Annotated in this window: 24 protein-coding genes and 1 pseudogene; 10 read left to right on the plus strand and 15 right to left on the minus strand. The window is 64.7% G+C overall.

Translation table 11 applies throughout. The annotated features are described in order from the left end of the window. Positions 1-13: 13 nt before the first annotated feature. On the minus strand, positions 14-1,027 hold the full coding sequence (locus BVH73_RS07270; protein WP_079417439.1) for a cytochrome-c peroxidase: 1,014 nt from the start codon (positions 1,025-1,027) through the stop codon (positions 14-16). A gap of 303 nt (positions 1,028-1,330) precedes the next feature. Between BVH73_RS07270 and BVH73_RS07275 the strand changes: the two genes are divergently transcribed. Next, positions 1,331-1,774, plus strand: coding sequence for a methyltransferase family protein (locus BVH73_RS07275; RefSeq protein ID WP_079417441.1), 444 nt, complete (start codon positions 1,331-1,333; stop codon positions 1,772-1,774). On the opposite strand, the gene BVH73_RS07280 is transcribed toward BVH73_RS07275, so the two are convergent. Next, a complete protein-coding gene (locus BVH73_RS07280) occupies positions 1,706-2,485 on the minus strand; it encodes a hypothetical protein (RefSeq protein WP_245800458.1) in 780 nt (259 codons plus the stop codon). The genes BVH73_RS07275 and BVH73_RS07280 overlap by 69 nt on opposite strands. 153 nt (positions 2,486-2,638) lie before the next feature. Here BVH73_RS07280 and BVH73_RS07285 point away from each other — a divergent pair, with 153 nt between their 5' ends. Continuing rightward, positions 2,639-3,112, plus strand: a complete 474-nt coding sequence (locus BVH73_RS07285) for a hypothetical protein (protein WP_079417443.1) — start codon at positions 2,639-2,641, stop codon at positions 3,110-3,112. Positions 3,113-3,131: 19 nt separating this feature from the next. Here BVH73_RS07285 and gstA read toward each other — a convergent pair whose 3' ends face one another. The 7 genes from gstA to BVH73_RS07320 form a co-directional block, all read right to left on the minus strand. Next, the gene (gene gstA, locus BVH73_RS07290) at positions 3,132-3,746 is read right to left on the minus strand and encodes a glutathione transferase GstA (RefSeq protein WP_079417445.1); all 615 of its coding nucleotides are present in this window, start codon (positions 3,744-3,746) and stop codon (positions 3,132-3,134) included. Between the two features lie 89 nt (positions 3,747-3,835). Next, positions 3,836-4,567: a HugZ family pyridoxamine 5'-phosphate oxidase gene (locus BVH73_RS07295; RefSeq protein WP_079417447.1), complete on the minus strand. Its 732-nt coding sequence runs from the start codon at positions 4,565-4,567 to the stop codon at positions 3,836-3,838. Positions 4,568-4,615: 48 nt separating this feature from the next. Continuing rightward, positions 4,616-5,965, minus strand: coding sequence for an MFS transporter (locus BVH73_RS07300; RefSeq protein WP_079417449.1), 1,350 nt, complete (start codon positions 5,963-5,965; stop codon positions 4,616-4,618). A 150-nt stretch (positions 5,966-6,115) separates the two neighbouring features. Next, positions 6,116-6,436 (minus strand): ATPase with chaperone activity, encoded by a 321-nt coding sequence (locus BVH73_RS07305; RefSeq protein ID WP_079417451.1) that lies wholly within the window; start codon positions 6,434-6,436, stop codon positions 6,116-6,118. Further along, complete coding sequence (locus BVH73_RS07310) at positions 6,436-7,416, minus strand: aldo/keto reductase (protein WP_079417453.1); 981 nt, start codon at positions 7,414-7,416, stop codon at positions 6,436-6,438. The genes BVH73_RS07305 and BVH73_RS07310 overlap by 1 nt, the downstream gene beginning before the upstream one ends. Positions 7,417-7,499: 83 nt before the next feature. After that, entirely contained in the window at positions 7,500-8,900 is a 1,401-nt protein-coding gene (locus tag BVH73_RS07315; protein WP_079420429.1) for an MBL fold metallo-hydrolase, read from the minus strand. Positions 8,901-8,913: 13 nt separating this feature from the next. After that, the gene (locus BVH73_RS07320; protein WP_245800459.1) at positions 8,914-10,374 is read right to left on the minus strand and encodes a tetratricopeptide repeat protein; all 1,461 of its coding nucleotides are present in this window, start codon (positions 10,372-10,374) and stop codon (positions 8,914-8,916) included. Between the two features lie 151 nt (positions 10,375-10,525). On the opposite strand from BVH73_RS07320, the gene BVH73_RS07325 reads away from it, so the two are divergent. From BVH73_RS07325 to BVH73_RS07335, 3 genes are all read left to right on the plus strand, one after another. Continuing rightward, positions 10,526-11,290 (plus strand): SDR family oxidoreductase, encoded by a 765-nt coding sequence (locus tag BVH73_RS07325; RefSeq protein WP_079417457.1) that lies wholly within the window; start codon positions 10,526-10,528, stop codon positions 11,288-11,290. Positions 11,291-11,321: 31 nt separating this feature from the next. Next, positions 11,322-11,612 (plus strand): antibiotic biosynthesis monooxygenase family protein, encoded by a 291-nt coding sequence (locus BVH73_RS07330; RefSeq protein ID WP_079417459.1) that lies wholly within the window; start codon positions 11,322-11,324, stop codon positions 11,610-11,612. A 186-nt stretch (positions 11,613-11,798) separates the two neighbouring features. Continuing rightward, positions 11,799-12,170, plus strand: coding sequence for a hypothetical protein (locus BVH73_RS07335; RefSeq protein WP_218919052.1), 372 nt, complete (start codon positions 11,799-11,801; stop codon positions 12,168-12,170). 408 nt (positions 12,171-12,578) lie between these two features. Here the strand turns inward: BVH73_RS07335 and BVH73_RS07340 are convergent, their stop codons facing one another. The 5 genes and pseudogenes from BVH73_RS07340 to BVH73_RS07360 all read right to left on the minus strand — a co-directional run bounded on the left by BVH73_RS07340 (position 12,579) and on the right by BVH73_RS07360 (position 14,498). Beyond that, on the minus strand, positions 12,579-13,082 hold the full coding sequence (locus BVH73_RS07340; RefSeq protein ID WP_079417463.1) for a GNAT family N-acetyltransferase: 504 nt from the start codon (positions 13,080-13,082) through the stop codon (positions 12,579-12,581). Continuing rightward, positions 13,079-13,366, minus strand: a complete 288-nt coding sequence (locus BVH73_RS07345; RefSeq protein ID WP_079417465.1) for a type II toxin-antitoxin system TacA family antitoxin — start codon at positions 13,364-13,366, stop codon at positions 13,079-13,081. The genes BVH73_RS07340 and BVH73_RS07345 overlap by 4 nt, the downstream gene beginning before the upstream one ends. 327 nt (positions 13,367-13,693) lie before the next feature. Next, a pseudogene (locus BVH73_RS16060) lies at positions 13,694-13,874 on the minus strand (ATP-binding protein); the annotation flags it as partial. A gap of 2 nt (positions 13,875-13,876) precedes the next feature. Next, positions 13,877-14,251 (minus strand): type II toxin-antitoxin system PemK/MazF family toxin, encoded by a 375-nt coding sequence (locus tag BVH73_RS07355; protein WP_218919053.1) that lies wholly within the window; start codon positions 14,249-14,251, stop codon positions 13,877-13,879. Then, entirely contained in the window at positions 14,238-14,498 is a 261-nt protein-coding gene (locus BVH73_RS07360) for an AbrB/MazE/SpoVT family DNA-binding domain-containing protein (RefSeq protein ID WP_245800460.1), read from the minus strand. Before BVH73_RS07360 ends, BVH73_RS07355 begins: the two co-directional genes overlap by 14 nt. A gap of 504 nt (positions 14,499-15,002) precedes the next feature. On the opposite strand from BVH73_RS07360, the gene BVH73_RS07370 reads away from it, so the two are divergent. From BVH73_RS07370 to BVH73_RS07385, 4 genes are read left to right on the plus strand one after another with little or no spacing between them, the layout of a single operon-like run. Further along, positions 15,003-16,322 carry an OprD family outer membrane porin gene (locus BVH73_RS07370; protein WP_169836763.1) on the plus strand — a complete coding sequence of 440 codons (1,320 nt, stop codon included), beginning with the start codon at positions 15,003-15,005 and terminating at the stop codon, positions 16,320-16,322. A gap of 12 nt (positions 16,323-16,334) precedes the next feature. Then, positions 16,335-17,393, plus strand: a complete 1,059-nt coding sequence (locus tag BVH73_RS07375; RefSeq protein WP_079417471.1) for an ABC transporter ATP-binding protein — start codon at positions 16,335-16,337, stop codon at positions 17,391-17,393. 23 nt (positions 17,394-17,416) lie between these two features. Then, on the plus strand, positions 17,417-18,403 hold the full coding sequence (locus tag BVH73_RS07380; protein WP_079417473.1) for an ABC transporter substrate-binding protein: 987 nt from the start codon (positions 17,417-17,419) through the stop codon (positions 18,401-18,403). After that, on the plus strand, positions 18,404-20,047 hold the full coding sequence (locus BVH73_RS07385; RefSeq protein WP_079417475.1) for an ABC transporter permease: 1,644 nt from the start codon (positions 18,404-18,406) through the stop codon (positions 20,045-20,047). It abuts the gene before it with no gap. Between the two features lie 367 nt (positions 20,048-20,414). Here BVH73_RS07385 and BVH73_RS07390 read toward each other — a convergent pair whose 3' ends face one another. Next, on the minus strand, positions 20,415-21,383 hold the full coding sequence (locus tag BVH73_RS07390; RefSeq protein WP_079417477.1) for an IS481 family transposase: 969 nt from the start codon (positions 21,381-21,383) through the stop codon (positions 20,415-20,417). Between the two features lie 350 nt (positions 21,384-21,733). Here BVH73_RS07390 and urtA point away from each other — a divergent pair, with 350 nt between their 5' ends. Continuing rightward, complete coding sequence (gene urtA / locus BVH73_RS07395) at positions 21,734-23,023, plus strand: urea ABC transporter substrate-binding protein (RefSeq protein ID WP_218919054.1); 1,290 nt, start codon at positions 21,734-21,736, stop codon at positions 23,021-23,023. Positions 23,024-23,097: the final 74 nt, after the last annotated feature.

The following is a 23,097-nucleotide window of genomic DNA, read 5'->3' on the forward strand; positions in this document are numbered from 1 at the left end:
GCGGGGACAGCCTTCAGTCGAAGGGCGTCGGCCGCTTGGTGCTGTCGGCCGAGGGCGGCAGCAGAGGCAGCAGAATTTGCGGCTGCTCGCCCGTCAAGGTCTTGAGGAAGGCCACGATGTCGGCGTTCTCCTGGGCGGAGTATTTGCGTCCCAGTTGCAGACGGCCCATGATGTCGACCGCTTCCTTCAGGGTATCGGCCTGCCCGTCGTGGAAGTAGGGATAGGTCAGCTCGACATTGCGCAGCGTGGGCACTTTGAAGTTGAAGCGGTCGGCATCCTTGCCGGTGACGGCCGCACGGCCCACCTCCTTGTTGGCGGTCTTGTACGGCTCCTGCACGCCCATTTTCTGGAACGAGGTGCCGCCCATGATGGTGCCGTAATGGCAGGCGATGCAGCCGCTCTCCTTGAACAGCTTGTAGCCCGCGAGCTCCTGGGCGTTCATGGCCTTTTTGTCGCCCTTGAGCCATTGGTCGAAGCGCGAGTTGGGCGTGACCAGCGTGTCCTCGAACGCGGCGATGGCGGTGGTGATCGCGCCGATGCTCACCTGGTCGCTGCCGAACGCCGCCTTGAACTCGGCGCGGTACGCGGGAATCGAGGCCACCACATCGGTGGCCAGATCATGCGTGAAGCCCATTTCGCCCGGATTGGCGATGGGCCCGCCGGCCTGCTCCTTGAGATCCTTGGCGCGGCCGTCCCAGAATTGGGCCAGGTTCATGCCCGAGTTCAGCACCGTGGGCGCATTGATTGGGCCCTGGTGCCATTTGTGGCCCACGGAGGTCTTGATGTTGTCGGTGCCGCCCATGCTGAGGTTGTGGCAGGTATTGCACGACAGCACGCCCGACTTCGACAGGCGCGGATCGAAGTAGAGCTTCTTGCCCAGTTCCACCAGGGCGGGGTTGATGACCTTGAAAGGCTCGATCGGCTGGATCGGCTCTTTGTCTTGAGCGAAGGCCGCCCCTCCGACCAGCAGGGCGGCAGCGGCAACGGCGCGTAAAGTCCATGAATGACGACGAGTTGTGGCTTGCATGATGTTTCCCTTGAATGAATCCTCGGATCGGCCAGGCCTGTCACGTGATGGGTTCTTGTGTGACATTGAGTAACCGATAGGGTCAGCTTATGCGGGTAAACCCTTGCATCCTTTGCGCCACAACAAGGTTTTGCGGGCCCGCCTGCCCAGGCGTGGTCGGGCTGGCGCGGGCCACGCCCCTATGATGCCCACAGCCTATGCACGGTCTCCCGCACTGCAAAACGCTCGGCCGCCCCCTGTGATGGCTGATCCATCCAGACCACCCTCGCCTCCTCCGCAGCACGCCCTCGACTGAACCCGCCCATGCCGACCCATACCCTCTCCCGCCTCTGGGTGGCCGCCCAGTTCGGGCTCATCGGCCTGATGGTCTTCTGGCCTGCGCCGCATGGGAGCCGGGGCTGGATGTCCTACCTGCTGCTGGCCGCGGGCGCCGCCCTGGTGCTGTGGGTGTTCTGGCACAACCGGCCGGGCAATTTCAACATCGTGCCCGAGCCTCGCCAGGGCGCGCATCTGGTGACGACGGGCCCGTACCGCTGGGTGCGTCATCCCATGTACGTGGCGCTGCTGCTGTTCATGGCCGGTGTTGCCGCCGCGGCGCACAGCCCGGTGCAATGGGCCTTGTGGCTGGCCCTGTGCGTCGTGCTCAACTTCAAGGCCGCCATGGAAGAGCGCCTGCTCTCAGGTGTCTGGCCCGAGTACGCCGGGTATCAGCGTGTCACCCGGCGCTTCATTCCGGGCGTGTGGTGAGGCGGCCGCGAGAAGAAACGGAAACGCCAGCCCGCCGCAGAGGGTCTGCACGAAGATCGCGCCCAACCCGTCCGCGCCAGGCAGGAAATTCCAGCTCGGACTGAAGGCCACCGCAGCCAGGGGCAGCAGCAGCGCAGCAACGCAGAGTTGATAGAAGCGCCAGCGCATGAGTTCCTGCGGCCGCATCTGGGCGCAACGCATCTGCTGAAACCCCAGCGCGAACGCCCATGCGGCCACTGCCGCGAGCAGGCCCGCGCCCCCGTGCCCGTCGAACCAGGACCAGCCACCAAGCAGCGCCGCGCCGCCCGCGCCGATCAGCAGCCGCCGCCCCCACGCACGGCGCCGCCCGCGCCATGTCAGCAAAGCCAGGAACAGCCCCAACAGCAGCGCGAAGACCACCGCCACGCGCCACAGCGGCATCTGGTCCACGGCCAGATACAGGCAGGCCCATTGCACGGTGAACAACATGCCGCCCCAAAGCGCCGGCCACAGCGAGGCGCCCTGCGCAAACAGCGCCAGACCGCGCCACCGCGTCCACAGCCACAGCAGCAGCATCGACCAGGCCACGGCAATGGCCGCCTGGAACAGGGCCGCCACCTGCGGCGCCGCATACTGCACGCTGCCGTACTGCAGCAGCCAGCACAGCAGGGCACAGACCAGCAGGCCCAGCGATCGGAGCCTCAACACATCGCGCGCAGCAAGGAAAGCCATGCCGCGCATTGTGGCTGAACATCCCGCCGGGGTGAACACGGCAAGTCGGCAGCCCGATCGCCCGGGCCTGGCGCTTCCTTGTGAGACACGTCAATCTGCCGCCGCCCGGAGTCTGCTGCAATACAAACCACTCCTGCCGCCGGGCCGCCTGCCATGAACTGGACTTTTTTTGCGCAATTCCTGCACCTGATCGCCGTGATCCTGTGGATCGGCGGCATTGTTTTCATGGATGGGTTTCTGGCGCCCGCGCTGCGTCGCGCCATCGCTCAGGCCGAGCCGCGCGCGCGGCTGCTTTACGGGCTGTTCCGCAACTTCTTCGCCGCGGTGTGGGGCGCGGGCTCGACCCTGGTGGTCACGGGCTACGGCATGGTGTTTCTGCGCGGCGGCTTTGGCGCGCTCGGACCGGCGCAATGGGTCATGGTGGGGCTGGGCAGCGCCATGGTAGGGCTGGCGCTGTACATCTTTTTCGTGCCCTTCCTGCGCATGCGGGCCGCGGTGCTGCGCGGCCAGTGGGACGCCGCCTGCGTTCAGGCCGGGCAGATCGGCTGGCTCTCGACGGTCAACATCGTGCTGGCCGTGCCCACCTTGCTGTCGGGTGTGTGGGCCACCTTCGGCGCGCCGTTCTGAGTCGGCGTACCGAAGCCGATCAGGCCTTCTTGGCTTCGCGCTCGGCGGCCAGCGTGGCGGCCACGCCGGGCCGGGCTTCCATACGGGCCTTGTAGCGCACGAGTGCCGGCCAGGGCGACAAATCCACGCCCACATAGCCGGCCCAGCTCATCACGGTGTAGAGGTAGGGGTCGGCCACGCTGAAGCCGGTCGGCATCAGGTAGTCCTGCTTGTCCAATGTCTGCGCGATCAGGGCGAAGCGGTCTGCGAGCTTGGCCTTCTGCGCGGCCACCAGATCGGCGCTGCTGGCGGGGTTGAACAGTGGGCTGAACTGCTTGTGGAGTTCGGTCGAGATGAAGTTCAGCCATTCCTGCAGCTGGTAGCGTGCCAGCGTGCCGTTGGCCGGGGCGAGGTTCAGCTCGGGCTTGCGGTCGGCCAGGTATTGCACGATGGCCGGGCCTTCGGTGAGGATGGTGCCGTCGTCGAGTTCCAGGGTGGGCACATAGCCCTTGGGGTTGATGGCGCGGAAGTCGCGGCCGTCGCTGGTCTGCTTGGACTTGAGATCGACCTTGACGCCGTCGTGCGGCAGGCCGAGTTCATGCAGGACGATGTGCGGCGACAGCGAACAGGCGCCGGGGCTGAAGTAGAGCTTCATCGATGGGTCTCCAGAGAGTTCGCCACGCGGACCGCGGCTTGTGTCGACTCATCGTAATTCGCGCCCCTGATTTCTGCAGGCGCTGGATTTCAGGCCGGCGCCGTCGCGCGGGCCTGCCTGGCCAGATCGACCAGGGCGGCGCGGGCAGAGGGCGCGTCGAGCACGGCCTCGGCAAAGGTGAAGCGCAGCACATGGCCGTCGGCGCGCACGTCGAAGCCGTCGCAGTCGATCCCGATCATGGCCGCGTCGAGAACCTCCACGCCATGCACATGGCGGCAGTATTCGCGCAGGTTGTGCGCGTGGTCGGCATTCATGTGCGCGAGGATGCCGTCTTCGGCCTCGGCCAGCGCGGGCGCGGCGGGCGGGGCGTAGCGCTCGGGGCGGATCCAGTGGATCTTGCCGAAGCCGCCGATGAAGCGCACGTCTTCCACCCGCAAGCGATAGAAATGAAAGTCGTGCATGGCGAAATAGCCCTCGGCCTGTGGCAGGTAGCGCAGATAACGTGCGCCGAATGCGGTCTTGTCGGGCAATGGCTCGGCCCGCGCCACCAGGGTGACGCGGCCAGCGGCCTGCATGTCTTCGGTGCAGGGGTGCACGATCAGGCTCACCCGCGGATCGGCCACGATGTTCTTGGTGTGCTCGGCCAGGGTGGAGATGAGAATGACAGGATGACCCTCGTGATCGAGCACATAGGGCGACACCGAGCCGAAGGGAAAACCGCCCAGCCGCTTCGACAGCGTGGACAGCACGCCGTTCTGATGCTGGCGCACAAACAGTCGGGCCTCCTGGCCCAGGGCAAGCGCGTGTTCGGTATCCGCCATGATGATCGCCTCGAAATGAATCGTTGGAGCCGCGCGACGCCGCAGGGTTCAACCGTGCGGGTTCTGCACGTCGCGGGCCTGAATGGTGTCGCGCAGCCCGTAGATCAGCACCACGCCCGGCACCGCCGCCGCCACGGTGAACAAATAGAAGTGCGGCCAGCCCAGCGCCTCCACCAGATAGCCCGTGGCCGGGCCGACATAGACCCGCCCTACCGCCGACAGCGCCGACAGCAGCGCGAACTGCGTGGCGGAGAAACGCACATCGCACAGCGCCGACAACAGCGCGACGAACGCCGCCGTGCCCATGCCGCCGGTGAAGTTCTCCACCCCCACCGCCAGCCCCATGAGCAGCAGGCTCTGCGGCGACACCGCCAGCACCCAGTAGGCCAGATTCGACACGCCCTGCAACACGCCGAACAGCAGCAGCGCCCGCCACAGCCCCAGCCGCGCCTGCAAGGCCCCGCCCAGGAGGGCGCCGACGATGGTCGCCGCCAGCCCCATGCTCTTGTTCATCAGGCCCACGTCGGCGGGGCTGAATCCCACGCCGCGGATCAGAAAGGTGGTGGACAGCGCCCCGGCGAACGCATCGCCCAGCTTGTAGAACACGATGGCCAGCAGCAAGACCCAGGCCCCCTTGCGGCTGAAAAATTCCTGCAGCGGTTCGACCACGGCCTGGCGCAAGGTGCGCGGCGGCTGGACATGCACCGGCGGGCGCGGCGCCCACAGCGTGACCAGGGTCAGCCCCAGCATGAGGGCCGCCATGAGGGCGTAGATGCCGCGCCAACCCGTCACATCGGTTGCGAGCCACAGCGCCAGTCCGCCAGAGACGATCATCGCCAGCCGGTAGCCCAGGACCAGCACCGCGGCCCCGGCGCTGCGCTCGGCCGCGGGCAGCATATCGGTGCGATAAGCATCGATCACGATGTCTTGCGAGGCGGAGAAGAAGGCCACGCCCACGGCCAGAAGCAGCAGCGGCACCGCACGCGCGCTGGCCGCGTCCACCCCCAGCGCCTGCGCCGCATGCACCAGGCCCGGCCAGGCCGCCGCCTGATCGGGGCCGGGTACGCCGACGAACGCCATCAGGCCCAGCGTGGCCGCGAGCAGCAGTTGCGCGAGCAGCAGCCAGCCGCGACGGCGCCCCAGCCAGCGCCCCCAGAACGGCACCGCGAAACGATCCATCGCGGGCGACCAGAGGAACTTGAACACATAGGCCTGACCGACCAGGGTGGCAAAGCCGATGGCCTTCAGACTCAGGCCCTCCACCGTCAGCCAGGCCTGCAAGGTGCCCGCGGTCAGCGCCAGCGGCAGGCCCGACGAAAACCCGAGCAGCAGAATGGCGGCGATGCGGCGGTTGCCGAAGACCGCCCAGGCCGAGACGGCGGGCGGCGTGTCGTTCATGGATTCTGCGGGAGTGGACATCGGGCGAGGCAGGCAAGGGACCAGGGCGCAGGATAACCAGCCCGCCGATCAACCCTGCGTCATCTCATGAGAAAACGCCGGGCCGTCCCAAGTTTTCTCATCCCCCTCGGGGGGCCTGACGCGAATGTGTCAGGCATGGGGGCGCACGGTCGGCAGTGGCCAGCCCAGCAACTCCGCCAGCCGGCTGACCACCCACTGCGCTTCCGCCGCGTTCACGCCGGAGTCGGGCGTGCACAGCCCGCGCCATACCCGCGACAACACATCGTCGTCGGTGACGTGCAGGCTGGACTTGATCTCGGCGGCGTGCTCGGTCAGCATCGTGGCGAGGTCTTCGCAAAACTCGTAGCGCGCGGTGATGACCTCGCGCGGCGCGCTGGGGCGGGTGCGGTGCGGCACCAGGTAGAGCGCGAGGAACGAGGGCGGAATGACGAGCTGGGAGTCGTCGGCCATCACTCGAACCCGACCACGGGATGCGGTTGATACGGCGCCTCCAGCGCCGCGCGTTCATCGGCGCTGAGCACGATCGACAAGGCGGCCACGGCGTCGAGCAGATGCTGTGGCCTGGACGCGCCGACGATGGGCGCCGTCACGCCGGGTGTGCCCAGCAGCCAGGCCAGCGCGATCTGCGCCCGCGGCACGCCGCGGCGTGCCGCCACTTCGGCCAGGGCCTGCGCCACCTCGCGGTCGTTGTGCTGCGTGCGCTCGAACAGCTTGGCGCCAAAGACATCGCTGGCGATGCGCGGGGTTTCCTCGCCCCAGGGCCGCGCCAGGCGGCCGCGCGCCAGCGGGCTCCACGGCAGCACGCCCACGCCCAGGTCGCGGCACAGCGGCAGCATCTCGCGCTCTTCCTCGCGGTAGAGCAGACTGAGCTCGGGCTGCATGCTGACGAAGCGCGTCCAGCCGTGTTGCTGCGCGACCTGCTGGGCTTTGGCGAACTGCCAGGCGTACATGCTCGACGCGCCGATGTAGCGGGCCTTGCCCGCCTTGACCACGTCGTGCAGGGCCTCCATGGTTTCTTCGATGGGGGTGTGCGGATCCCAGCGGTGGATCTGGTAGAGGTCGACGTAGTCCATGCGCAGGCGTTTCAGGCTGGCATCGACCTCGAACAGAATCGCCTTGCGCGACAGTCCGCCGATATTGGGCGCCTGCCGCGACGGAAAGCGCACCTTGGTCGCCACCACGATGTCTTCGCGGCGGGTGAACTCGGGCAGCACACGGCCCAGGATCTCCTCGGACGTGCCGTCCGAATACGAATTGGCGGTATCGAAGAACTGGATGCCCAGTTCCACCGCCTGCCGGATCAGGGGGCGGCTGGCGGCTTCATCGAGCGTCCAGGGGTGATTGCCGCGGTCGGGCACGCCATACGTCATGCAGCCCAGACAAAGACGCGAGACTTCCAGGCCCGTGCGGCCCAGACGGATGGTTTCCATGCAGATCTCCTTGGGCGGCCTCGGCCGCGCAAAGCGTCATTGCAGCACGAGACGGGCGACGGTGCACAACCCGTTGCCACGGCTCAAGGTAGCGCGATGGTTTCTCCGGCCGAGGGCATGTGCCAGGGCTGTCGGCGCCGTTGCAGTTGTTCGCCGAAGGCGCGCATGCCGCGATCCTCGTCGCCGTGCACCAGAAAAACCCCGCGCGGCGTGCCGCAGCGCGACAGCCAGTCCAGCAACTCGGTCTGCCCGGCATGGGCGGAGAACCCGTTGATGGTGTGGATCTGGGCCCGCACCGTGATGTCTTCGTCGAACAGGCGCACCTGCCGGGCGCCGTCGATGATGCGCCGCGCCAGCGTGCCATTCGCGGCGTAGCCGACGAACAGAATGCTGGCATGGGCCACGCCCAGGTTGTGGCGCAGGTGATGGCGCACGCGCCCGCCCGTGGCCATGCCCGAACCCGCCAGGATGACCGCGCCGCCGCGGATGGCGTTGATGGCCATCGAGTCGGCCGTTTCCCGCGTCATGCGCAGACCGGGCAGCGCGAAAGGGTCGTGAGCCCGCAGTCGGGCGTGGACGTCCGTGCGCATGGCCTGTGGGTAGCGCGCAAAGATCTCGGTGGCGGAAATGGCCATGGGGGAATCGAGGAACACGGCCAGATGCTTCGGCAGACGACCCTGCGCAAGGCCCACGGACAAGGCGTAAAGCACGTCCTGCGCGCGCTCGAGCGCGAAGGTGGGAATGATCACATTGCCGCCCCGCGCCTGGGTGGCGGCCACGGCCTCGATCAGCTCATCGATCGAGGCGCTCCAGGCACGGTGATCGCGGTCGCCGTAGGTCGTCTCCATCACCACGTAGTCGGGCGGCACGGGCGGCGCCTGAGGATCGTCGAGCAGCGGGCGGCCGCAGCTGCCGATGTCGCCGGAAACATAGATCGTGCGCGCGCCGCCCTGGTCTTCGAGCTCCAGCAGCACCGAGGCCGACCCGAGGATGTGACCAGCATTCATGAACGTGGCCCGCACGCCGTCGGCCACCTCGATACCCTCGCCGTAGGACGCCGTGCCGTCGAAGAAATCCAGGCTGTGAAAGGCCTCGGCCAGGGTGTAGAGCGGCCAAGGCGCACGCTCTTTGCGCCGCGCGGCATGGCGCGCCGCGCGGCGGGCCTCTTCTTCCTGCAGGCCTGCGGCGTCGATCAGCACCAGGCGGGCCAGCTCGCGTGTCGGCGCGGTCGAAAAAATGCGGCCGCGAAAGCACCGCTTCACCAGCAGGGGAATGCGGCCGCAATGGTCGAGGTGGGCGTGAGTCAGCACCAGGGCGTCGATGCGCGATGGATCGAAGCCAAAGGCCTCGGCGTTGTCCTCGGCCAGCTCGCGGCTGCCCTGGAACAGCCCGCAATCGACCAGCACGCGGGCTCGGCCGGTCTCGATCAGATGACAGGAGCCGGTGACTTGCCTTGCAGCACCGTGGCAGGACAGGTGAATCATGCGCATGCTCCTTTCAACAGATCGCGGACGAACCCCGCGCCTCCACGAGGCAGGCCAGATCGCGCGCCACCTCAAGAATGACGCGCGCCCAGTCTTCCCCGGCCTGCTGGCGGTACAGCCGCATCACGCCGGGATACCAGGGCGAGTCGGTGCGGTCGTCGAGCCAGCGCCAATCGGTCTTGTGATGGGGCAGCAAAACCCAGCAGGGACACGCCAGCGCACCCGCCAGATGGGCCACGGCGGTGTCCACGGAGATGAGCAGATCAAGCTGGGACAGCACCGCCGCGGTGTCGGCAAAGTCGCCGATCTCGGCCCCAAGCGGGATGATCGGAAAAGGGGCGCGACCGGGCAGCGCCTCCGCCTCGCCCTCGCCCTTCTGCAGGCTGACAAAGCGCACCCTGGCGACCCGCCCCAGAGGCGCCAGCGCGTGCAGCGACGCCAGCGAACGCTCGCGGTCGTTGACGAAGCCGGGGTTGCCCTTCCAGACCAGGCCCACCCGCAGGAGGTGCGAAAGCTCACTGGCCCGCGGCTCCCGCAGCCGCGGCGACCAGCGTGCGAGCCGGGCAGGATCGGCCTTCAGATAGGGCAGGCGATCGGGCATCGTGTCGAGCCGCGTTCCGCAAAGCCCCGGCAGGCTGAGCATGGGGCACCACAGATCCCACGGCAGATCGGCGCCTTGTTCGGCGGCGGGCACGCCGACGGCAATGGCCTGATCGATGCCGTCGGCGTGTTCGAGCAGCGGCTGCAAACCGGGATGACACAGCACGCCGACACGCGAGGCGCCCAGCCGCTTGAGCCAGGGCGCATAGCGGCAGAACTGGATCATGTCCCCGTGTCCGGCCTCCACCCCGAGCAGCACGGCGCGTCCCCGCAGCGGCTCGCCGCGCCAGCGCGCAAGGCCAATGCGCGCCTGCACCTGCGCATACCAGTCGCGCGCCTCCAGGTAGCGCCAGCCCTCCTCCAGCCTCCCCAGACGAAGCAACAGCATGGCCAGATTGACCGAGGCGTGAGGCCAGCCGGGCGCCAGGGCCAGCGCACGGCGGTGCGCCTGTTCGGCGTCGTGGTGGCGCCGCTGTTGCTCGTGTAGCACGCCCAGGCTGGTCCAGGCGGCAGCGCTGTCGGGCTCGATGCGCAAGGCTTCGCGGTAGGTCTGCTCGGCTTCGTCGTAGCGTTTGCGCCGCTCCAGCAAGGCGCCGAGGTTGATCCAGATCTGAGCCCGCTGTGGCGCAAGCGCGAGTGCCCGGCGGTAGTGGCTCTCGGCTTCTTCATCGAGACGGCTCAAATCCAGCGCCAGCGCCAGGTTGGCATGGCCTTCGGGCCGGTGGGGCTGCAACAGCACCGCCGCGCACAGAGCGTTGACCGCCTCGGAGAGGCGGCCCTGTTGCAGCAGACGGGTGCCTTCTTCAAACGGCTGCGCCCCATCGCCCCCCGAGAGCGCGGCTGGATGTTCCGACGAAGCGGATAAGAGCTTCAAATGGAGTCCCGTTGAAGGTGCCCGGGTGGCGCAGAACGCCACCCCGTCGAGTGGGACTTGAGCATAGCTCGGCGGCACGGTTTCGTCGCTGACGCGCCTGCAGGAAACACGCCGCGCGCGTAAAGTCTCCGGCTTTGCCCAAGGAGAAAATATGACCCTGAATCTCGCTCCTGCTTCGCTGAAGGATCGTGTGGTCCTCATCACGGGCGCGTCCTCCGGCTTCGGCGAGGCAACCGCCGAACTGTTCGCCCAGGCCGGTGCGCGCCTGGCGCTGAGCGCACGCCGGGGCGACCGGCTGGACGCCCTGGCCGCGCGCCTCAGCGCGTTGGGCTCCGAGGTACTGGTTCTTCCCGCCGACCTGGCCGACATCGGCGCCGCGCAAGCCATCGTGCACGATACGGAAGCGCATTTCGGCCGACTCGACATTCTGGTCAACAACGCCGGGGTCATGTACTTGGAGCCCATCGACAGCGCGGACATGGCCCGCTGGCAGCACATGATCCAGCTGAACCTGCTCGGACTCATCGCCAGTTGCCAGGCCGCCCTGCCCGGCATGCGCGCCAGAAAGGACGGCCACATCTTCAACATGGCCTCCACGGCGGGGCGCCAGGCCAACCCCAACGGCGGCGGCTATTCGGCGTCGAAATGGGGCGTCGTCGGCTTCAGCGAATCGCTGCGGCGCGAGGCCTACAAAGACAACATCCGCGTCACCGTGATCGAGCCGGGCGTGGCCCAGACCGAGCTGCGCGACCATATCGCTCACGCGCCCACGCAGACGGCCCTCAACAGTTGGGCCGACAGCATGCGCCAGTTGCAGAGCGCAGACATCGCCCGCGCCATCGTGTTCTGTGCCGGCCAGCCCGCGCATGTGAACATCAACGAAATCTTGATGCGCCCCACCGACCAGGAACGCTGAAACCGTTCCACAGCCCAGGAGACTGCAAACCATGATTCATGAACTCGCCGATATTCAGATCCGGCCCGGCACCCAGGCCGAGTTCGAAGCCGCCATCGCTCATGGCGTGAACACCGTCATCGCACAAGCCCAAGGCTTCGAAGGCTACGAGATCCGCAAGGGGATCGAGGCCCCCGAGCGCTACCTGCTGATGATTCGCTGGACCACACTGGAAGACCACACCGTGGGCTTCCGCCAGTCCGAGGCCTTCGCGCAATGGCGGGCGATAGTCGGCCCCTACTTCGCCCAGCCCCCGGTGGTTCTGCACTTCACGACCCTGTAAGAAGGACAGAGGCTTCGAGCACAAAACCGGCGAACTGACGCCCGGCAAACGGCCCGGCGGCGTAAGCAAGACCTGCTTTCCGATGAGGCGTTCAAGGTCTTCGAGGCTGAAGTCCGTCGCCTTATGGCTGCAGGACAGCCAGAGGCTCGTGACTTCGAGCGCGACACGAGAGAGGTCGAGAACATCATGAACGCGATCAGGCAGGGCGTCGTAACGTCGACGACGCTCAAAGCTCTCCAAGACGCCGAGGCTAAGGTGAACGCCGCCAAGGCACGCCAGCACGAAACCGCGAGGATGGCGCCTGTCGAGATGATCCCGCGGGCTCGGGAAATCCATCAAGAGATGGTTTCCAAACTCGAACAGATTGACGACGTCGCTGCCGCCAGAGAGGCCATTCGCGCCATCGTTGGCGAAATTCGGCTGGTCCCGGATGGCGGCGAACTAAGCGCAGAAATGACAAACGCCGGACTGGCCGGCGTTTGTCAAATGGCGTTGGTTGCGGGGGCAGGATTTGAGCGCTGGTTGACTCCTGTGAGAATTCGTCTCACACAGCGCTGATCGTTGATGCGTAGTGGGACGGCGCCGCGATCTCGGAGTGGTCGGGGCGTGGCGTGCTTGACGCCGCGGCCTGCGGAGCGATGGCGCGAACTGGAACGTGGCGCTGGACCCATCGGCTCAGTGGCGGCATCGGATGCGGCACTGCCGAACGAACCACAGGAGGGGGGCGAAGAACCCCTTCGGCGTCTCGTGCATGCCTTGCTTAAAGCCAAGGAAGAAGGCCTTGATTGATCGGATCATGGTTGAGATCGTACCCCTACGGGCGATCCATCGATTTTCAACTGCCACGCACCCCGCGGCCACCTGACAGCACCTCCGCGTCGGGGCATGCCCCTCTGGAATCCGACCGTTTCACGCGGCCTGGCGGCGAACATCACCTCCATCGAGGACGACGGCCGCGCGTATTGCTCATAGCTGCCCCGCGTGACGCCGCGCATCCTTGAGCAGCAAGATCAGTTGCCGCTCGTTCTCTGGCATGGGCTCGAAGCCGAAGCGACGATAGAACGCCTCGGCACTGGCGTCGATGGGGTGCGTCAGCAGCGCTCGGATTCCCGCCTGTTCGGCAATCGCGAGGGTGCGCCGGATGGCATCCTGCAGCAGACTGAAACCGAGGCCGCGCCCCTGGTAGTCGAGATCAACAGCAAGCCTCGCCAGGATGACCAGCGGGATCGGATACTGCCCCATGCCACGACGAATCCGCTCGGGCGCCTCGAGCGTGTCGATCTGGCCGACGGTCAGACTGTAGTAGCCAGCCACCCGCTCCCCGTCGCACAGGACAAAGGTTCGGGCCGAGCCACTGCCGTGGGCCTGGCGGGCATGGCGTAGCAGCCAATCGGTGAGCGCAGGTTTCCCGCAGTCAAACGCTTCCACCCGATGATGCGCGTCAAGCGGCTGCGGTGCGGACAGGCTCATTTAGTGGCCCAGACCGGGCGTCGGGAGAACAGATCGGCCAAACCAGGGTTGTCGGATTCCGGCCGATCCAGCATATCGAGGATCGCCTGGTACTGGCTACCGGAAACCATGAACAATCGCTGGTCGAGCAAGGTCTGTTCTGCGGCCTGGTAGGCCGCGTCGAGCACGAAATCCGTCAGCGACTTGTGCGCGACTTCAGCGGCGCGGCGCAGCACGGTTTCCTGTTCAGGGGTCGCGCGCAGCCCGAGTCGAGCGGTGCGCGCTGTGGAAGTGGCTGCGGTCATGATGAGCCTCCTTGGGCATACAAGAGACTCAATGTTAGTACGAATGACGCCGACCGTCCGCCCAATGCCTGCTGTCGGGCGGCTGCCTGAATTTGCCGGAATGCCCGTGGCGTAAAGGTGGCACGGCGCAATCGTGCTGAAAGTCGGTGACCTGCTGTCAATGGGTACTCAGTATCTTCGGGGGCGGGAACTAAGCGCGCCGCGCTTTTCAGAGGGAGCATGGCTGTTTTCGGGTTTTAGATACCCCTCACGACACCCCATGCTTTTACGGGTGTCGCGGTTCGGTGCCTCCTCTGTCGAAAAGGAGTTCACTACCGGCGCCGCTGCGATCATCACGCTGGTGTGCTCGTACAGCCTGGAGAACAGGTGGAACAGCAACGCCCCTCCAGCCTGACAGAACGGCAGATAGCCCAGCTCATCAAGGATGACCAGGCCCATGCGCAGCATGGCTGGTGGCGATGCGACCGGCCTTGCCTTGGGCCTGCTCCTGCTCCTGGGCGTTGACCGTGTTCAGTGGTTGCAGATGCCGAACACGGTATCGAAGCGCTTGAGGGCCGCGGCGAGCAGCTTGGTGTGGCCTGTTCCCCAGGGATGCGGCCGTGCATGGCGCTCGCGCCAGTCGAAGGACTTGGGCTGATGGGTCAGCAGGTAGCCGGGCTCACCCTTGGCGCCTGGCGCTGCGATGGCAAAAGGGTTGTCGGCATGTCGCTGGGCGTGCGTCATTGGGAAGCCCACGACGATGCCCGTGCGCTCGGCAAAGGCCTTGGCCGAGATCACCAGCATCGGATGGTCATCAGGCATCTCTTCACCGACCGCCGGGTTGTACTGGATGAAAATGATCTCGGCCCGCTCGGGCACCCAGAGCGCGGATTTACGTGTCGCCATGGGCAAACGCCTCCACACCCGCGGCACCACCAGCCATCACTTCACCGCCGTGCTTTTTCGGATCGAAGGCGGCCAGCATCTGGTCCAGTGTCGGCTCGGTTTCGGTCTCGATGACGATTCGGCCAGGCTTGACCGTGACACGCACAGGCGAACCCTCGGCCACGCCGGCGGTCTTCGCCATTGGCTTCGTGAGCCGCAGCGCGAGACCGTTGCCCCATGCGCTGATCTGTGCTGCTGAAATGCTCATGTGCAATCTCCGATAAGTTGACACGATGGTATCAACATGGCGGGAACGTGTCAACATTCGTTGATACGCCATAGGAGATCAAAGTTGGCGCAAGGGCTGCGGCTCTCGGCGATGCGCCAAACCGCGTTGTGCATCTCACCGCCGTGGTGGAGGTGTTCAGTCGACGCAGCTTTGCGCACCGGTGGCCACCCCCTGGAGGCGAAGAACGCGGAGGAGGCGATCCAGGAAGCGCTGGCGCGTTACGGCACCCCAAAGATTGAACACCGAGCAGGGCAGCCAGTGCACCGCGCAGGACTTCGCCTGCGCGGTGCAGAACTCTGGCGCCAAACTCTCCATGGACGGTCGCGGTTCAACAGCGCACGGGACAACGCCTACCGCCCCATACGCTACTAATTGCAATACTTGGTAACCCATTAAATCTTTAATCATTTCGTCATGTCGCTTAGGGACTATCGCTGCATCGCGCGCACTGCACGACGCCCCATAAGACCGATACACCCTGAAATGACCACAACTCGACTCGCCCTTCGCAAGCCCTTGCTTGCGCTCGCCCTCGGCGCGGCCTTCTCCCTTGGTGCAGCATCGCCATCGCTGGCCGCTTCACCTGCCAGCCTGTTCCACGTCTCGGGGGACTTGCGGCTTTACAACTTCAACAAGAACTACGGCGCGCCGACCCAACAGGATCAACGCTCCTCCGCCATCGGTGGGGGATTGAACATCACCACCGATCCGTTTCTTGGTGGATTCGGCCTGGGACTGAGCCTGTACCACGCCAGCGCCCTCGAAACCTTCCCGGCGGGAGACAAGGCGCGGGAAACCACTCTGATGGGAAGCAAGTCGTCGCTGACCACGGTGGGGCAAGCCTATGTCCAGTTTGCACGCGATGGCGCCTTGATCCGCGCCGGGCGCCAGATCATCAATACGCCGTGGATGGGCGCGCGAGACTCGCGGATGATTCCGCAAACCTTCCAGGGGGTGTGGGCGTCACTCGTGCCGATGCACGGCCTGGAATTGATGGCTACGCGCATCAATGCCTTCAAAAGTCGGACATCGGACGCCTTCACCCATGACAATCTCTATTACCCGAACGGGTACGAGGGCGATCAGCTCTATGGCACGACCGCCGTCTTTCCCAAGAAAGCCGTGCTGCCCGAAGCAAACGGCACGAGTGTCGTGGGAGCGCGCTATCACGCCGTGTCTGCGCATGCCGAAGCCTGGTACTACGACTACAACGACTTTGCGCGGAGCCTCTATCTGAACGGCGGCTACGCCTTTGGGGCTCCGCATGCCGCGGTCGCACCTTATGTCGACGCGCAGTTCATGCATCAGACGGGCGGCTCGATGTTTCAGCAGTTCAAGGCCACCCTGTTCGGCAAAGGCGGCGCGGTCAACTCCACCTTGTGGGGTCTGCGCGGCGGCGTGAAGTTCTCCGGCAACAATGTTTCCCTGGCCTACAACAAGCTGGAAGACCATGCCAACGCCTTCGGCGGCGGCGCCATCGTCTCGCCCTATGGCGACTACACCGCGATGTATGCCGCAGTGATGACGGCCAACCTTCTGGCCTATGGCCCGGGTGACGCCACTGAACTGGCCTACAGCCGCAGCTTCCTGGATCACCAGATCAAGCTCAAGGTCGCCGCCTTGAAGTTCCACACCACCTACAGCGGCAACCCGCATGCCTTCTATCTCGATGCCACTTACGCCTTCACCGGCAAACTCAAAGGCCTGACCCTGCGTGACCGTTTGGCGGTGAGCAATGGAGCGCCATCGGCCGCGTACCGCTCCCTGGCCTACAACCGCTTGATGTTGCAATACGCCTTCTGATCGAGCATTGCCATGGCGGCGTTATGCATTCAGGGGCTCGGTGTGCGGTATGGTGAGCAGCCCGTGCTGGAAGACATCGGGCTCAAACTGGCAGCAGGTGATTATGCCTGCCTTCTGGGGCGTTCAGGCTCGGGCAAAAGCACCTTGCTTGCCGCGGTTGCTGGGTTCATCAGGCCATCCGCGGGTCAGATCGTGATCGGCGCGGAAACGGTCCATGACGCGCCAACGGGTCTCGATCGCTCGCCCCACCAGCGCGGATTGGGCATGGTGTTTCAGGAGGCCAATCTGTGGCCTCACCTGAGCGTGACGGACAACATTCTGTTTCCCCTACGCAGCCGAAGGCTACATGCAGATGCTCGTTGGGCAGAAGAACTGCTGGATCGTGTCGGGCTCACCGGGCTGGGCAAACGCAAGCCTGCGTCGCTGTCCGGTGGCCAGCGTCAGCGGGTGGCCATCTGCCGCGCCCTGTCGGCCAAACCCGGCCTTGTGCTGCTCGACGAACCGCTATCGGCCGTCGACGGGCCGACCCGCGAGGAATTGCGGGCTTACCTGCAAACCTTGTTTGCCGAAACCGGCACCACCGCGCTGCATGTCACCCATGATCCGGCCGAGGCTTTCGCACTGGGCCATCGTGTGGCCGTGCTGGATCAGGGCCGCATGGCGCAATGCAGCACGCCCGTCGAGATCTACCGCCAGCCAGACAGCGAAACAGTCGCCGGACTGACCGGAAGTTATCGGAGCGTTCCGGTTCATGTCGAACAGCATGGCGGGGGTCAGGCGCATTTCGAATTTGATGGCCGCGCCTGGGCCGCACCCGCACATGCCAGCGTCCGTCGCGGCCCCGCCCGGCTGCTATTGCGGCCACAGGCTGTGCGCATCCGGCCGGAGACCGGTGCGTGGCGCGTGCACAAGCGGCGCTTCGATGCGGGGGTTTTTCACATCGAAGTCGAACACCCGGGCGGAAACCAGATCCATGGCCTTTGCCCCCAGAATCCCGCGCACGATGCCGTGGCCATCGACCTGATTCCCGAACACTGCTGGCTGCTCCCGGCCGGTCAGCGCACCGTCTGAACTCGTCTAACGAACTGCACACCATGTCATTCAAAAAGCTGCTCTCCCTTGCCTTGATTCTGACCGCGCTGAGCGTGCGCGCGGCCGTCGCCGCCGATCTGGTGGTATACAGCAGTGCGCCTGCCTCGTTGGCCAAGGCTCTGGCCGCGGGCTATGCCAAGCAGACCGGACAGCAGGTCGACCTTTACGCCGCCAGTACCGGCAAAATCATGGCGCGTCTGGCCGCCGAGGCCGAGCATCCGCATGCCGATGTCGTCATCTTGGCGGACTGGACTGCTGGACTCGCCCTCGCCGATCAAGGCCTGGTGCAGCCGTATCGACCCCAAGCCCTCGTCGACAAGCTGCGGCCGCAAGTCAATGCCCCGGGCCCATTCCTGCCCGTCGGCGCCGACGTGGTGGGCATCGTCACCAACACCCATCTGGTGAGCGCTGGCCAAGCGCCGCGTGATTGGGCCGATCTGGCCCATGCGCAATGGAAGGGGCGGCTCACCATGCCCGATCCCACGCTGTCGGGCACCGCCTCCGATTTCGTAATAGCCTACATCGCCCATGAAGGACAGGAGGGCTGGGACTGGTTCAAGCAACTCAAGGCCAACGGCTGCATCTGGCCCGGACCGAACGCCAGCGCGCTGCGCCCGGTCGAAATGGGTGAGCGCAGCATCATGGTGGCCGGCGTCGGGCATACGGCGCTCAAGGCCAAGCTCGCCGGAAACAGTCTCGACCTCGTCATTCCACGCAGTGGCGTGCTGCTCATCCCGCGCCCCATCATCGTTCTGAAGAGCAGCCGCCAGCAGGCCGCGGCAGACCATTTCGTCGACTATGCGCTGTCCCCAGCGGGTCAAGCCGATGTCGCCAAATCGCTGCTCCTGCCTGCCGTGGCATCTGTCAAGCCCGCGCCCGTCTGGCAAGACCCGAACTCGATGCAGGTTCTCCCGGTCGACTGGGCCGCATTGGCGCAACAGCGCGCCAGCGTTCTGGCCCGCTTCACCCATCAAATCCTCGGACGTTGAATGAGGGCGGGATCCTGGCCACGCCGCACCAGCGAGGCCTTGCTGCTCATACTGTTCGCGCTGCTGGTCCTGGCGCCCCTGGCTGCGCTGGTTTTCGAGGCGATCCAGCCCGTGCGCTCCGGGCAGTCCCTGTTGTCCGTGTCGTCCCTGCTCGGACGGGACACCTTCGGTAACCTGAAAGCCACCTTGCAGCTGGCGACATGGACTGCCGGGGTCGCGCTGATGGCAGGGGCCTTCCTGGCAGGACTGCTCGATGCCGTTCCGCCGCGCGGGCTGCGCTGGGTCGAACCTCTGCTGCTGGGCTCGTTTCTCATCCCGCCCTACTTGACGGCGGTGGCCTGGACGCTGATTGCCGGGCCTGTCGGTCTATGGAATCAGCTCTTCGGGCATGGCGGGGCCTGGCTGGCGAAGGCGCTGTACTCGCTCCCCGGCATGGCCATCGTCATGGCCCTGCACTTGACGCCGCTGGTCTACGTCATGGCAAGCGCGGCGTTGCGTGGGGTCGACCATAGCCTGCGCGAAGCCGCGCAGGTACATGGCGCACCCCCATGGCACGCCCGCTGGATGGGCTATCGGCCTGGAGTCATCCCGGCCCTTCTGGCCGCAACCTTGTTGGTTTTCCTGGCCAGTGCCGAAGAGTTTGGCGTGCCCAAGGTGCTGGGCAATCTCGCGGGCGTGCAAGTCCTCAGCGTCGCCGTGGAACAAGCCATGGACGTCTGGCCGACGAATCTTCCGCGCGCCTCCGCCATCGGCTTGCTGCTGGGAGCGATCTCGCTGGTGATCTGGCTCCTCGCCTTCCCATTGACGCGGGCGAACGCAGGAACTGCGCAACGGCGCCCAGCTCGAACGCACCGCTGGAGCGGTGTGCCGCCGCTGTTGTTCGCCTTGATCGCCACCGGCTTGCCACTCGCTGCCATCGCCATCACCGCGTTGCAGAAGGCGGTCACCAACGGTCTGGCGTCCGGCAACTGGACCGGGTCACATTTTGCGCGGGTCTTGCGCCTTGGCGATGGGGGCCTCTCCGCGCTGATGGCCAGCACAGGCTTGGCCGTCTTCACGAGCATCGTCGGCATGGCGTTCGCGGTCATCGGCTTGTTGGCACTGCAACGCGCACCCCGCCGACTGGGACGTGCCCTGGAAGCCGCTGGCTATGCCCCGCAGGCGGTCCCCGGTGTGGTCATGGCCACCGGGTTGATTCTGTTCTGGAACGCGCCGGGCAACCCGCTGCCGATCTACGGCCATATCTCCATCATCGCGATCGCTTATCTCGCGCTGACATTGCCGTATGCCCTGCGCTACGCCGCGAGTGGTCTGCAACAAATTCCGGAGAGCATGACGCAGGCGGCGAGCGTGCATGGGGCCCGTATGCCTCGCATCCTCGCCCGCATCACCCTGCCCTTGGCCTGGCCCCATATCGTTGCTGGAGCCGCCGTGCTGTTTGCGTTCTCGATGCGCGAACTGGCGTCGTCCATCTTGCTGCAGCCGCCTGGCGTGCAGGTGATTTCAACCTACATCTATGCCCAGTTCGACCAAGGCAACGTCAACGATGGCATGGCCCTGGCAGTGGTCGGCTTCGCCTTGACCTTGGCTGTTTTGGTGATCGCTCGTGTATCTGGCAGTGTGCTGCAGCGCCTATCGGGGTGATTTCAGACTAACTCAAATGCAGTCAGGTGGCCGGCACCCCTGATGATGAAAGTACTTTTGTTGTGGGGAAACACAGCCAAATCCGGATAGCCAAAAAGTTGAGGCCCCGTGATCGACTTACCAGCACCAGTGGCGGCATCCGGCGTGGCCTACCGCTGATGAAATGAGAAATCAATCCGCCGGAACCTGACGGGGAATGAATTTGACCTGCCCCCCGCCATCCGCGAAAAGGCCACAAAACGGGCCCATTCAGGCCAAAACGCATGAGAAATCCGCTCGATTTTTCATGCCACTCCCGCTATATGAAAAACAACGCATCACCTCGCGTTGTACCGTGGGTTGTGCAGACCTTCCTTAGCGCTTCTACTCAATAGCATCCCGGATGATCGTAGGGACGCTTGACAAACAAATCAGGCCGCTCAGCGTACCAGTCCTTCATGGCCTGAATGGGCGTTCTGGACTTCAACGCTGACTGGGGCAATTGGTGGTTGTACAAGGCCACGTATCGCAGCAGCGTCTGCTCCAGGTCCAGTCCACTTTGGAAGCGGTGGCTTCGCAGCACATCGGCAATGCGCCCATTGAAGCGTTCGACCATGCCATTGGTGCGCGGGGTTCTGGGCTTGGTCAGCCGGTGTTCAATGCCCAGGCTGGCGCAGAGCTGATCGAATTCGTGCTCCCCGGTGGGCTGTCTGGCCCGTGTGGCGAAGAACCGATCTGTGAACTCCTTGCCGTTGTCGGTGAGCACCTTCTGGATGCGCATCGGGCAGGCCTTGTGCACCGCGTTCAGGAACGCCTTGGCACTGGCCGCCGTCTTGTTCTTCTTGATCTGCACGAACACCCAGAGCGTGGCACGGTCGATGGCCACGAACAGATAGCGCCTGCTGCTCTCATCCTGCATCTGCGGCAGGTACTTCAGGTCCATGTGCAGGTACCCCGGCTCGTAGGCTTTGAACGTCTTGCTCGCCGGTGCAGGTTGCGCGGGTTTGAGCTCGCCCAGATTGCCCACACCATAACGGCGCAGGCAGCGGTCCAAGCCCGAGCGGGTGGCCTTGGGGCAGATGAATTCACGGGTGACCGCCAACAGGTCATCCAGGGGCAGCAGCAGGGTACGACGCAGTTCCACCACCCCTCGTTCCTGCGCGGGCGTGAGGGTGGTTTGCAGCCGGTGCGGGGTATGGGAAGCGTCGTGCACGCTGGTGCGCTTCTTCCACTTGTAAACCGTCGCTTCGGTGATGCCATAGCGCTGGGCCAGGGCTGCGGCGCTGTCCGAGCTAGAGGCAAGCTCGGCCCGGATCGCCGGCGTGGTCCGGGCGTTCTTGTGCAGCGCGATCATCATCAGAGGGCTCCCGGAACAAGGATTGAACGGCCCAGCAGATCCTCCACCAACTGGCGCATCGCCTCGCGTGCGGCCAGCAACGGATATCTCCTGGGGTCTATGTGTGCAATCAGCCGGGATGCGACACCTACTCTCAATTGAATTGACTCTCGACTTTGTTTCTTCCACGGGCGCCGACCACCTTCGTTCCTCATGAGACGAAAAGAAGCGGGTATGTAGTTGGCACGTCTGTCAAACGACGTATTTGCACGTACGCGCCCTAAAAATATTCTCTGGCCCGTGGTTGCCGCAATTGTTGGTGACCTGATGGGTTTCTGTTGCCTAACATCTATTTGCCGGGAGTAATTACTATGTCTAAGAAAGAAATGCCTCAAGGCACAGCTTTTCAAAGTGAGGTGGGCGCAGGACATCCGAGCTCCCCGCTACGCCGCAAGTTGGTTACCGCGATCGCCGGAATTCCCCTGATTTCCGCAAGCGGTTTGGTTCTCGCCGCGAATCCGCCGACTGCCAAGATTAATACCACCAAGCTCGCCGTAACAGATACAGAAGTGACGGTCGGAATTCTGCATTCTGCGACCGGCACGATGGCAATTTCTGAAACCGGTGCGATCCAGGCAGAAAAACTGGCTATCGACCAAATCAATGCCACAGGCGGTGTATTGGGTCGGAAGATAAAGGTTATACAGGAGGACGGTGCATCGGATTGGCCAACTTTTGCAGAGAAGGCCAAGAAACTCCTGGAAGAAAATCACGTTGCAGCAATTTTTGGTTGCTGGACATCGGCATCACGTAAGGCCGTACTGCCGGTTCTGGAGAGAGATAACGGTCTTCTGTATTACCCTACTTTCTACGAAGGTTTGGAGCAGTCGAAGAATGTCGTATACACCGGCCAGGAAGCTACTCAGCAGGTGTTTGCCGGACTCGATTGGGTTGCCAAAGAAAAGAAAGCGAAAACCTTCTACCTGATCGGATCAGATTACATCTGGCCCCGCACCACCATGAAGTTGGCACGCAAATACATCGAGACCGTTCTTCACGGCAAAGTGGTGGGTGAGGAATATGCTGCGCTTGGCAGTACGGATTTCGGTTCCACCATCAACAAAATCCGTCTCAAAAAGCCGGACGTGATCTACGCTGCGGTGGTGGGTGGCTCGAATGTGTCGTGGTTCAAGCAGTTGAAGGCCGCGGGCATCAACGGCCAGAACCAGACTCTCCTGACCCTGTCGGTGACGGAAGACGAGGCCAAGGGTATCGGTGGTGAAAACCTGGCCGGCTTCTATTCGGCGATGAAGTACTTCCAGTCGCTCGACACGCCGCGCAACAAGGAGTTCGTCAAGCAGTTCAAGGCCAAGTGGGGCGCCACCGCGCCGATCGGCGACGTGACCCAGGCCGCCTACGAGGGCCCGTGGCTCTGGAAGGCCGCGGTGGAGATGGCCGGCAGCTTCGACACTGACAAGGTGGTGAAGGCCGAGGAAAGCGGCAAGATCAGCTACGACGCGCCGGAAGGCATGGTCTACCTCGAGCCGAACCATCACCTGAAGACCCGTTTGCGCATCGGTAAGTGGCGCAATGACGGACAGGCAGACATCGTCTACACGTCCGACTACATCATGCCCAACCCCTTCCCTAAGGGCTACTGATCGGGTATCGGGGGTCCCGTTGCAGCCAGCGCGCTGCTGCGGGATCCTCCCGGTTCAACGCGCGGGTTCAATCT

Source organism: Thiomonas intermedia (assembly GCF_002028405.1).
GTDB lineage: Bacteria > Pseudomonadota > Gammaproteobacteria > Burkholderiales > Burkholderiaceae_C > Thiomonas > Thiomonas intermedia.